We start from the raw sequence: 11,528 nt of genomic DNA, 5'->3' as shown, positions 1-11,528 counted from the left end.
GTTCAGGCGGTGACGGGATCATCCCGGTGCTGCATGGCAATGGCAACGAAGGCGTCAAAATGGCCCAGAAAGGCGTCTGCAATGTCAGGGTCGAAATGCCGGCCCCGCTGCTCGGCCATCAGCGCCTGTGCGGCTTCAAAGGAAAACGCCGGTTTGTAGACCCGCACCGAAATCAGGGCGTCGAATACATCGGCAATGGCCATCAGGCGCGCCGCGACGGGAATCGCATCGCCCGCCAGTTGGTCGGGGTAGCCGGTGCCGTCCCACTTTTCATGGTGCCAGTGGGCAATTTCTTTGGCCAGGGTCAGGAATTCGAGCGGTTTTTCGATGTCCTGCTCGGCCAGCTCAATGGCGTCGCTGCCCAATTTGGCGTGGGTTTGCATGATGGCCCACTCAGGCGCCGTGAGCTTGCCGGGTTTGTTCAGAATATGGTCGGGAATGCCGACCTTGCCGATGTCGTGCATCGGCGCCGAGCGGGTCAGCAGGCTGATGAAGCGGGGTGTCAGGGTGGGCTGAAAGCGCGGATGCTCCTTGAGCACGTCGGCCAGCAGTGCCATGTAGCCCTGGGTGCGCGCCAGGTGCTTGCCGGTTTCGGGGTCGCGCGTTTCAGCCAGGTGCGCCAGGGCGCGGATGCTGACCTGCTGGGTCAGGTCATTTTCAAACATGCGCCGGGCCACCTCAGCCTCCAGGGCGGCATTCTGGTCCTTGAGCCAGTCGCGGGCCTGTTTGGCCAGCAACTGGGTGCGCACCCGGGCCAACACAATGGCCGGCGTCATCGGTTTGGTGATGTAGTCCACCGCACCCAGGCTTAAGCCCCGCTCTTCTTCGCGCGGGCTGGACAGCGCGGTCAGGAGAATCACCGGAATGTCAGCGCTCTGCGGGTCGGCCTGGAGTGCCTGCATCACCTGGTAGCCATTCATGCCGGGCATCATGACGTCCAGCAAAATCAGGTCGGGGTGGGGTATGCTGCTGGCCACTTGCAGGCCACGTTCGCCATTGTTGGCGGCCAACACCCGGTAATACGGCTGCAGCAACTCACTCAGCACAAACAGGTTTTCTGGTGCGTCGTCAACAATCAGCAGGGTCGGGCGGGTCGGGTCATCCATGCAGTTTGGGTCCAGATGGGAACGCTCGGAGTTGTTTCATATTAAACACGAAAGTGCGCGTCTCTGCACGCTTGATTTTACTGCTTTGCGCCCAGCGCCAGCGCGGCCGCCCGGGAGGCCGCCAAGGCAGCGGCATCGGGCACGGCCTGGGTGGGCCAGCCTTGCAGATGCTGCTGGGTGATGTCGCACAGCGCGGTGATCCAGGTCGGGTCGTCGTTGAGGCAGGGGATGTAATGAAACTCCTTGCCCCCGGCATGCAGAAAAGTTTCGCGCGCCTCCATGTTGATTTCCTCCAGCGTTTCCAGGCAGTCGCTGGTGAAGGCCGGGCACACCACATCAACCCGTTGGACCCCGGCTTTGCCCATCTCGATCAGGGTCGGCTCGGTGTAGGGTTCCAGCCATTTGGCACGCCCCAGGCGCGATTGAAAACTCACCTTGTACTGCGCTTGGGTCAGCCCCAGCTGCTCGGCCAGCAGACGCGCCGTTTTGAAGCATTCGCAGTGGTAGGGGTCGCCCAGGTGCAGCGTGCGCTCGGGCACGCCGTGAAAGCTCATCAGCAGCACATCGGGGCGGCCGTTGACCTGCCAGTGGTGCCTGACCCGGCCGGCCAGCGCCGCAATGTAGCGCGGGTCATCGTGGTAGTGGTTGATGAAGCGCAGCTCCGGAATGTTGCGCACCTTGCCGGCCCAGTGGTACACCGCATCGAACAGGCTGGCCGTGGTGGTGGCCGAATACTGCGGGTAGGCCGGCAGGATCAGCACGCGGGTGGTGCCTGCGGCTTTCAGCGCATCAAGCTGCGAGGCAATCGAGGTGCTGCCATAGCGCATGGCGTAGCGCACCTGCACGTCGTGGCCGCGCTGGGCCAGCCAGCCTTGCAGCATCTTGGCTTGTTTTTCGGTCCAGATCTTCAGCGGCGAGCCCTCGGGCAACCAGATGCTGGCGTATTTGGCGCCCGACTTGGCGGGTCGAAAGCGCAGAATGATGCCGTGCAGGATCAACAGCCAGAGCAGGCGCGGCACTTCGACCACGCGTGGGTCTCCCAGGAATTCGCTCAAAAAACGCCGCACGTCAGGGGTGCCGGGGGAGTCGGGCGTGCCCAGATTGCAGTACAGCACGGCAGTGCGCGGGGTTTGGCCATGTTGAAACGGCGGCTCTTTGGCGAAGGGGGAGGTGAGTAAGGTCATGAAGCTATTTTCGTTGAGTCGGATGTTTTTTCAGGGTCTTGCAGGGTTTTGTCCATGTCACAGCAAAGCCACCGCTGCGGCGCCGCTGCGCACGGCACCTTCCAGCGTCGCGGGGTAGGGTCCGGCCACATGGTCGCCGCAGGCCAGCAGGCCCGGGGCAATGGTGCTTGGCGGGCGCTGCAGGCCCGGAGTGCAGGCAAAGGTGGCGCGTTTTTCCACCACTGTTTGTACCGCTTCCAAGTCCAGGCCAAGCTGCGCCCGCGCCTGCGCCAGCACCTGGGCTTGCAGCGTGGCACGCTCGCCCTGGGCGGCGCTGACCACAAAGGCCAGCAGCCCGACCGGACCGCCCAGCTGTGCGCGGTCGAAAACAAACTGGGCCGGATGCTGTGCGCTGCTGCGCAGGGCCAGCATGGCCAGCGGCAAGCTGGCTTGCGGTGCCCAGGCATAGACCGTGGCAATGGCTTCGTGCTGCAGCGCTTGGGTGGTCTCCACCCAATGCTGCACGCCCGCTGCGGTGAATGGGGGTGCATCCAGGCCGCTGGCATGGATGATCTGCGCGGCATGGTGCGCCGAGGTGGCGAGAAGCACCGCGTCAAACAGCTCGCTCTGGACCAGCCAGCGCTGGCCATGGGTGGCGAGCGACGCCACCCGTTGGCCCAGCTTGAGCAGGCCGCCACGCGCCAGCACCCAGCTTGCGGCGGCGTCAGGGAACAATGCGCTCAAGTCGACCTTTGGCAGCAGCAGATGCGAGCCGCCTGGCACTCCCAACAGGGCATCTTGCAGGACGCGCAAAAACACCTGGCCGCTGGCTTGTTCGGGCAGTGTGTTGAGTGCCGACACACACAGCGGCTCGATCAGCTCGGTCTTGACTCTGGGCGTGAGACCCAGGCAGAGCCCAGCCACGGACAGGCTGTCCTCGCAGCGAAATCCCTTCAGTTTCCAGCCTAGCGCCGCGCTCAGCAGGGCCCATTTGTCGGCCAGTGACCAGCCACGGGCTTGCAGGATGCCGACCAGCGCGTCCAGTGGTGTCGGCAAGTTGGCAAATGCCAGGCCCAGGCCGTCGGGGAACTGCAGCGTCATGGGCATGTCGAGCAGGGCGGCTTCGGGCGAGAGACCCACCAGCCGCATCAGTTGCAGGGTTTCGGTATAGGCCCCGATCAGGATGTGCTGGCCGTTGTCCAGCGGTGCAGGTGCGCCGTTCGGCAGCACCAGCGCAGGGCTGCGGGACAAGGCTCTGGCGCGGCCGCCCAAGGCCTGTGTGGATTCGAAAATGGTGACCTGGTGCCCGGCCTCGGTGGCCTTGACGGCGGCTGCCATGCCGGCCCAACCGGCGCCGATGATGGCAACTTTCACAGCCGGCCCAGCGCCTGCACTTTCCAGGCCAACCAGAGCTTGCGCAGCGGCGTCAGACTGATGCGCTGGTGCAGCACGGCAAAGTTGTCGCGCTCGATCTCGCGCAGCAGCGCGCGGTAAATGCTGGCCATCATCAAACCCGGCTTTTGCGCGCGGTAGTCGGCGGCGGGCAACAGCGCCAGCGCCTGGTCGTACAGTCCTTGGGCGCGCTGGGCCTCAAAGCGCATCAGCGCGGTGAAGCGATCGGAATAGGTGCCGTCCAGGATTTCCTGGGCTGTGACGCCAAACTGCTTCAAGTCGTTGACGGGCAGGTAAATGCGCCCGCGCCGGGCGTCTTCACCGACGTCACGGAGGATGTTGGTGAGCTGCAGCGCCTGCCCCAAGGCGTGCGCGTAGTCGGTGGTTTGCGCATCGGTCTGGCCAAAAATCTGTGCCGCCACCTCGCCCACCACGCCGGCGACCAGGTGGCAGTAGCTTTGCAGGCCGGCGTAGTCCAGGTAGCGGGTCTGGTTCAGGTCCATCTGACAGCCGTCGATGATGGCCTGCAAGTGGCGCTGCTCAATTTGATAATCGGCTGCCAGTGGCATCAAGGCCTGCAGCACCGGGTGGCTGGGCGTGCCGGCAAAAGCCTTGGCCACTTCGGCGCGCCACCATTGCAGCTTGGTGGCGGCCACGCCGGGGTCGACCATGTCGTCCACCACGTCGTCCACTTCGCGGCAAAAGGCATAAAAAGCCGTGATGGCGGCGCGCTTGGGCGGCGGCAAAAATAAAAAAGCGTAATAAAAACTGCTGCCCGAGGCGGCGGCTTTTTGCTGGACGTAGTCTTGGGGAGTCATGGGCGGCGTGTGAATTGCGTCCGAGTTTAAACAGGTCGTGTGACTCAGCGCATCCACAGCGCCCGCCAAAGCATCACTGGCATATCCCAGGCGGTGAGTTTGGGCCGATTGCGCCAGGTGGCAAAGTTGAGCGCCTCGATCTTGTCCAGAATGCGCAGGCCACCTTGCACCACCAGGCGCAGCTCCCAGCCGGCCCGGCCCGGGATGCGGCAGGCTAGCGGCGCGCCGGCTTGCATCAGCGCGCGGGCTGATTGGGCGTAGGCGGTAATCAGGCGTGTTGCGCTGTCGCTGTGGCTGCCCGGCTGCAGGTCGGCGTCCTGCACGCCATGGGCTGCCATTGCCTGCACACTGGGATACCAGCGCCCGCGCGGCACGTCGGTGGAGACGTCCTGCCAGAAGTTGATGAGCTGCAAAGCGCTGCAAATCTGGTCGCTCTGCGCCAGCGACAGGTCGTCGCTGATGCCGTACAGGTGCAGCAGCAGGCGACCCACCGGGTTGGCCGAGCGCGTGCAGTAGTCCAGCAGCTCGGCATCGTCGCGGTAGCGGCGCTGCGCAGCGGTGTAGCGCACGTCCTGCGCAAACGCATCGAGCAGGTCGGCCAACAGCGGCACCGGCAGCTTGAACGTGCGCAGCACCTCGCGCAGCGGCTCGAACACCTGCGGCCATTGGCTGCTGTGCGCTTGCTCGCCGGCAATGGCCAGCAGGTCCGCGCGGTACTGCGCCAAAGCGTCCAGCCGTTGCGCGACGCTGGCATCGCCTTCGTCGGCCAGGTCATCGGCCGTGCGGGCAAAGTGGTAGATGGCGGCAATGGCCGGTCGCAAGCGCGGCGGGCACAACCAGGAGGCCACGGGAAAGTTTTCGTAGTGGTCAACCGGGATGCTGGCGGTGGGCGTATTGGCGGGTGGCTTGTTCACAGAGGTAGGCGCAGAGATCGCTGATTGCGCAAGGTGGAGCGCCACTGTAGCAGGCGCGGGCTTGAAATCGGGGCGAATGGCCCCACCTCCTGACCAATCCATTTCAAAGGGAACTCTCATGCGACAAGATAAATTGACCACCAAATTCCAGGAAGCCCTGGGCGACGCGCAAAGCCTGGCGCTGGGCCAGGACCACGCCTACATCGAACCGGCGCACCTGCTGGTGGCCATGCTCAAGCAGGCCGACGGCCCGAAAGCGCTGTTGCAGCGCGCCGGTGTCAATGTGGCCGGCCTGTTGACAGCCGCCGAGGCCGCCGTCAAACGCCTGCCGCAGGTGACCGGCCAGGACCAGGTGCAGGTGAACCCCGAGCTGGCCAAGCTGCTGCAGGCCACCGAAAAGGAAGCGCTCAAGCGCGGTGACCAGTTCATTGCCAGCGAGCTTTTCTTGTTGGCTGTGACCGATGCCAAGGGCGCCCTGGGTGATATGGCACGCGCCAACGGCCTGACGCGCAAGAGCCTGGAAGCGGCCATCGAGGCGGTGCGCGGCGGCCAGAACGTGGACAGCGCCGACGCCGAAGACCAGCGTGAGTCGCTGAAAAAATATTGCCTGGACCTGACCGAGCGCGCGCGCCAGGGCAAGCTGGATCCGGTGATCGGCCGCGACGACGAAATTCGCCGCGCCATTCAGGTGCTGCAGCGCCGCACCAAGAACAATCCGGTCTTGATTGGTGAACCCGGTGTCGGCAAGACGGCCATCGTGGAAGGTCTGGCTCAGCGCATCGTGGCCGGTGAGGTGCCCGAGTCGCTCAAGGGCAAACGCGTGTTGAGCCTGGACATGGCTTCGCTGCTGGCTGGCGCCAAGTTCCGTGGCGAGTTCGAGGAGCGCCTGAAAAACGTGCTGAAAGACCTGGCCAAGGACGAGGGCCAGACCATTGTTTTCATTGACGAGTTGCACACCATGGTCGGTGCCGGCAAGGCCGAGGGCGCGATGGACGCCGGCAACATGCTCAAACCCGCGCTGGCGCGTGGCGAACTGCACTGCGTGGGCGCGACCACACTGGACGAGTACCGCAAATACATCGAGAAAGACGCTGCGCTGGAACGCCGTTTCCAGAAAATTCTGGTCGGCGAGCCCACGGTGGAAGCCACCATTGCCATCCTGCGCGGCCTGAAAGAGCGCTACGAGAAACACCACAACGTCGACATCACCGACCCCGCCATCGTGGCGGCAGCCGAGCTGAGCCACCGCTACATCACTGACCGCTTTTTGCCGGACAAGGCCATTGACCTGATCGATGAGGCGGCCTCCAAAGTGAAGATCGAAATGGACTCCAAGCCCGAGGTCATGGACAAGCTCGACCGGCGCCTGATCCAGTTGCAAATCGAGCGTGAAGCGGTGAAAAAGGAAAAGGACGAGGCCTCGCGCAAACGGCTGGACTTGATCAACGAGGAAATCAACAGCCTGCAAAAGGAAATCGCCAACCTCGATGAAATCTGGAAGGCCGAGAAAGCCAGCGCCCAGGGCAGTGGCGACCTGCGCGAGCAGATCGACCAGCTCAAGTTCCAGATCGAGGAATTCACCCGCAAAGGCGACTTCAACAAGGTCGCCGAGCTGCAGTACGGCAAGCTGCCCGAGCTGGAAAAACAGCTCAAGGAGGCGCAGGACAAGGAAACCAACCGCGTCGAAGGCGCCGCGCCGCGCCTGCTGCGTACCCAGGTGGGTGCCGAGGAAATTGCCGAGGTGGTGAGCCGCGCCACCGGTATTCCAGTAAGCAAAATGATGCAGGGCGAGCGCGACAAACTGCTGCAGATGGAAGGCAAACTGCACCAGCGCGTGGTGGGCCAGGACGAGGCCATTGCCGCCGTGGCCAACGCCATCCGGCGTTCACGCTCGGGCCTGAGTGACCCGAACCGACCCACGGGCTCCTTCTTGTTTTTGGGCCCGACGGGCGTGGGCAAGACCGAGCTTTGCAAGGCGCTGGCCGGCTTCATGTTTGACAGCGAGGACCACCTGGTGCGCATCGACATGAGCGAGTTCATGGAGAAGCATTCGGTGGCCCGCCTGATCGGCGCGCCGCCTGGCTACGTGGGTTACGAGGAGGGCGGTTACCTGACCGAGGCCGTGCGCCGCAAACCCTATGCCGTGCTGCTGCTCGACGAGGTGGAAAAGGCGCACCCCGATGTCTTCAACGTGCTGCTGCAGGTGCTTGACGACGGCCGCCTGACCGACGGCCAGGGCCGCACCGTGGACTTCAAGAACACGGTGATCGTGATGACCAGCAACATCGGTTCCTCCATGATCCAGGCCATGGTGGGCCAGGACTACGAGGACGTCAAGGAAGCGGTGACGGGGGAACTGAAAAACCATTTCAGGCCCGAGTTCCTGAACCGCATCGATGAAACCGTGGTGTTCCATTCGCTTGACGCCAGCCACATTGCCGACATTGCTCGCATCCAGCTGGCGGTGCTCAAGGCGCGCCTGGAACACATGGAACTGGGTCTGGAGGTGAGCGAGGCCGCCGTGGCCGAGCTGGCCAAGGTGGGCTTTGACCCGGTGTTTGGTGCCCGGCCTTTGAAGCGGGCCATTCAGCAGCGACTGGAAAACCCGCTGTCGAAGCTGCTGCTGGAAGGCAAGTTTGCGCCCAAGGACACCATCCACGTCGATGTCGACCCAATCCGCGCACCGGGGCAGTTCAGCTTCGCGTGAGGAGGGTTTTAATGATGCCGGAGCCAGCCTGATTCAGCTCGGGCTGGCTCTAAACCTTTTCCGATCGCCCGATGTATTCGGATGCCTTGTCATCTATATCACCAAGTGGCATAATTTGACAATGAGCCGCGTATTCAAAACCCGTTATTTCAGCAGATGGATGCGCAAAACAGAGTTGAAAGACGAGGCTCTCTGCGCTGCGGTGTCCGAAATGATGAACGGCCTGATTGATGCCGACTTGGGGGGTGGTGTTGTCAAGAAGCGTGTTGGGCTCGCTGGACGTGGCAAGCGTGGCGGAGTCAGAACGCTGGTTGCAACCAATAAGGGGAGCCGTTGGTTTTTCGTCTACGGTTTTGAAAAAAATGATCGCGCCAACATTGCTGACGATGAGCTGGAAGCACTGAAAGGAATCGCTGCCCAGTTGTTGTCCATCACAGGTCAACAGATCAATAAAGCTGTTGCGGACGGCGCACTACAGGAAATTTGCAATGACGACAAAATCTAAAGCCAAGAGCCCAATTTTCGATGCTGTCCACGAGACAGCCAGTGATCTTCATCGACTGGGCTTTATTGACAAACGCAATATGCACAAGTTTGATGCGCTTTGTCTTGACCCCATTCCTGATTACGACAGCGGGAAGATTCGTGCGCTGCGTGACCACCTTCAATTGAGTCAGGCTGTGCTAGCCGCCGTGCTCAATACAAGCTTGTCAACGGTTCGAAAATGGGAAATAGGTGAAAAACATCCAAGTGGCCCGTCGCTGAAACTGCTCAACTTGCTGGATCGCAAAGGCCTGGAAGCGGTGCTCTGACTGGCTCTTAAAGCGGCCTTACCTGCTGCATTCCAAGTAATACCAGGACGGTGTGTTCGTCAACGGTACTGATAATTGTGTTTCCCATGGGGATGATGATAGCGGTGCGACTGATGAGCAGGAATGACCGTTAACCCAGCGTAAAAATCACCTCCAAGCTAACATTCGGGCATGACTGCAGCCGCGCAAACCCTCCCCCTTTCCGTTCCCCTCAAGCAAGACGCCACCATCATCGGCCTGGTGGGCCTGGCCCATGCGTCGTCGCACTTTGGCCATTTGTTGCTGCCGCCGCTGTTCCCGGTGTTCATGGTGGAATTCGGTCTGAGCTTTTCGCAGTTGGGTGCGCTCATGAGCGTGTTTTTTGTGGTCTCGGGCATCGGCCAGGCCTCGGCTGGTTTTGTGGTGGACAAGGTGGGTGCGCGGCCGCTGCTGTTTGCAGCGCTGGCCCTGTTTGCAATGGCCGCTTTACTGGCTTCCACCGTGACCGGTTACAGCGGGCTGCTCATGGTGGCGGCGCTGGCCGGCCTGGCCAACGCGACTTTTCACCCGGTGGATTTCACCATTCTGAACCAGCGTGTGTCGACCCCGCGCCTGGGCCATGCCTTTAGCGCTCATGGACTCACAGGCAATCTGGGCTGGGCGGCAGCGCCAGTGTTCTTTGCCACCGTCACCGCACTCAGCAACTGGCGCACGGCTTATGTCGTGGCCGCGCTGCTGTATGGGGGCGTGCTGGCCTTGATGTGGCTGCAGCGCGACAAACTTGAAACCCACGCGGTGGTGCACCACGCCGACACTCCGGCCGAGCACAGCATGGCCTTCATGAAGCTGCCGGTGGTGTGGTGGTGTTTTGCCTTCTTTTTGCTGTCCACCATGACGCTGGCAGTGGTGCAAAGTTTTTCGGTGTCCATCCTCAAAGCCATGCACGGCATCAGCTTTGAGTCGGCCACCCTGACACTCACGGCCTACATGCTGTGCGGTGCCCTGGGCATGTTTGTCGGAGGTTTTGTGGCGGCCAAATCGCGCCATAGCGACCGTGTGGTGGCGCTGTCGATGTCGGCTGGGGCGGTGTTGCTGGCGCTGTGTGGCAGCGGCCTATTTGGCGCCACGCTGACCATGGTGGTGCTGGCGGCCACCGGCTTTGCGGTCGGCATTGGCGGGCCGTCGCGCGACATGATGATCAAGAAAGCCACCCCCAAAGGCGCCACGGGCCGGGTCTATGGCCTGGTCTATTCGGGTCTGGACACCGGCTTTGCCATTTCACCGCTGATTTTTGGTGTCTTCATGGACCGTGGTTGGTACGCTGCCACCCTGTTGGGGGCGGCGGCCTTTTTGCTGTTGAGCGTGGTGGTGGCGCTGGGGGTTGGGCAGCGCACGGCGCTGAATGCTTAACGGCGAACAGCCTTGCAACTGTTCATGGGGCTACAAGGCTGGCGATGGTTCAGTTGGCCTTGATGGTGTAGTTACCGTCTTTGGACCATTTGATGGCAGCGTCCAGAAACACGGGTTTGATCTCGGGTTTGTAGAGCTTGACCATGTCAAAGGCTTCACCACTGCGTGAACCGGCACCGCAAAAGAAGATGATTTGTTTGTCTTTTGGCAGTTTGTCGATGTTTTTCTCAAGCGTGCTCACAGGCATGTTGAGCGCACCCTTGAAAGTGCCAGTGGCCACTTCTGCCGGGTCGCGCACGTCAATGAAGTACACGCTGTCAGGGGCTTCCTTGTAGATTCGTTCAAAAGAAGCCACAGAGATGCTGCCGGATTCCTTGCCAGCCTCAATGACTGGCGCTTTGGCTGCGGCTGCACCGGCGCCTGCTGCCGTGGGACCTGCACCATAGGCCTTTTCCCAGGCCGGGTAGCCTTCGGGCACGACCGAGACGTTGGTGTAGCCCATCTTGATGGCCTTGAGCGCCGAATTGTTGCTCAGCACACAGGTCACACCTTCGCAGTAAAAGTACAACGCGGCAGTCTTGTCGGCCGGCAGCACTTGAGCGGCCAGTTTGTCAAACTGGGAATCAGGCAGGCTGATGGCGCCAGGAATATGGCCGAGGTCATATTTGCGTTCTTTGGGCCGTGAATCCACCAGTGTGATGGGGGCTTTTTCGTCGATCAGTTTCTTGATGTGGGCCGGGCTGACGGCGCGCAGGTTGCCACCTGCCATCCACCCGGGGAACCCCTCGGCAAACACGCGCACATTGGTGTACCCCAGCTTTTCAGCCTTGTGCGCGCCGTTGTGGCTCAGGATGCAGTCATACCCTTCGCAATAAAACACCAGCAGCATTGACTTGTCAGCGGGCAGCAGCGTGGGGGCGAGCTTGTCAAATTGTGTGTCGGGAATGTTGATGGCCGTGGGAATGTGACCCAGGTCGTACTTGCGCGCCCCAGGGCGTGAGTCAATCAGCAGCACGCCGTCAACTTTGGGAATGGCAGCCTGCTTGACGACAAAGTCCAGGTTCACCAGCTTGCTGTACCAGCCGGGTCCCGGGTTCGCGGGTGAGTATGAAACCACCGCAGCCGCCGCAGGCTCTGCTGCCACAGTCTGGGCTTGAATGGGGGCAATTGCCAGGGCCGACAGCAGGGCGACCAAAAGGGGAAGGCGTTTAACTTTCATGATGACTC

10 protein-coding genes are annotated in these 11,528 nt (G+C 61.9%); 4 read left to right on the top strand and 6 right to left on the bottom strand.

Annotated features, from left to right (window positions below; genetic code table 11):
* Nucleotides 1–2 precede the first annotated feature (2 nt).
* The 5 genes from Q7U49_RS05410 to hpnC form a co-directional block, all read right to left on the bottom strand.
* Nucleotides 3–1,106, bottom strand: a complete 1,104-nt coding sequence (locus Q7U49_RS05410; protein WP_304762887.1) for a two-component system response regulator — start codon at nt 1,104–1,106, stop codon at nt 3–5.
* A gap of 77 nt (nt 1,107–1,183) precedes the next feature.
* Nucleotides 1,184–2,290 (bottom strand): ferrochelatase, encoded by a 1,107-nt coding sequence (hemH, locus tag Q7U49_RS05405; RefSeq protein WP_304762885.1) that lies wholly within the window; start codon nt 2,288–2,290, stop codon nt 1,184–1,186.
* A 57-nt stretch (nt 2,291–2,347) separates the two neighbouring features.
* A complete protein-coding gene (gene hpnE / locus Q7U49_RS05400) occupies nt 2,348–3,643 on the bottom strand; it encodes a hydroxysqualene dehydroxylase HpnE (RefSeq protein ID WP_304762884.1) in 1,296 nt (431 codons plus the stop codon).
* The gene (gene hpnD / locus Q7U49_RS05395) at nt 3,640–4,479 is read right to left on the bottom strand and encodes a presqualene diphosphate synthase HpnD (RefSeq protein WP_304762882.1); all 840 of its coding nucleotides are present in this window, start codon (nt 4,477–4,479) and stop codon (nt 3,640–3,642) included. Before hpnD ends, hpnE begins: the two co-directional genes overlap by 4 nt.
* Before the next feature lie 44 nt (nt 4,480–4,523).
* Complete coding sequence (hpnC, locus tag Q7U49_RS05390; RefSeq protein WP_304762879.1) at nt 4,524–5,393, bottom strand: squalene synthase HpnC; 870 nt, start codon at nt 5,391–5,393, stop codon at nt 4,524–4,526.
* 118 nt (nt 5,394–5,511) lie between these two features.
* Between hpnC and clpB the strand changes: the two genes are divergently transcribed.
* The 4 genes from clpB (at nt 5,512) to Q7U49_RS05370 (ending at nt 10,301) form a co-directional block, all read left to right on the top strand.
* Nucleotides 5,512–8,100 carry an ATP-dependent chaperone ClpB gene (gene clpB / locus Q7U49_RS05385; RefSeq protein WP_304762876.1) on the top strand — a complete coding sequence of 863 codons (2,589 nt, stop codon included), beginning with the start codon at nt 5,512–5,514 and terminating at the stop codon, nt 8,098–8,100.
* Nucleotides 8,057–8,605, top strand: a complete 549-nt coding sequence (locus tag Q7U49_RS05380; protein ID WP_304762875.1) for a type II toxin-antitoxin system RelE/ParE family toxin — start codon at nt 8,057–8,059, stop codon at nt 8,603–8,605. Before clpB ends, Q7U49_RS05380 begins: the two co-directional genes overlap by 44 nt.
* The gene (locus Q7U49_RS05375; RefSeq protein WP_304762872.1) at nt 8,589–8,912 is read left to right on the top strand and encodes a DNA-binding transcriptional regulator; all 324 of its coding nucleotides are present in this window, start codon (nt 8,589–8,591) and stop codon (nt 8,910–8,912) included. Before Q7U49_RS05380 ends, Q7U49_RS05375 begins: the two co-directional genes overlap by 17 nt.
* 171 nt (nt 8,913–9,083) lie before the next feature.
* The gene (locus tag Q7U49_RS05370; protein WP_304762870.1) at nt 9,084–10,301 is read left to right on the top strand and encodes an MFS transporter; all 1,218 of its coding nucleotides are present in this window, start codon (nt 9,084–9,086) and stop codon (nt 10,299–10,301) included.
* 49 nt (nt 10,302–10,350) lie between these two features.
* On the opposite strand, the gene Q7U49_RS05365 is transcribed toward Q7U49_RS05370, so the two are convergent.
* A complete protein-coding gene (locus Q7U49_RS05365) occupies nt 10,351–11,520 on the bottom strand; it encodes a rhodanese-like domain-containing protein (protein ID WP_304762869.1) in 1,170 nt (389 codons plus the stop codon).
* Between the last annotated feature and the right edge of the window lie 8 nt (nt 11,521–11,528).

This window comes from Rhodoferax sp. (assembly GCF_030653815.1).
In the GTDB taxonomy this organism is placed as follows: Bacteria; Pseudomonadota; Gammaproteobacteria; order Burkholderiales; family Burkholderiaceae_C; genus Rhodoferax.
This window is presented reverse-complemented; position numbering and strand designations above follow the sequence as displayed.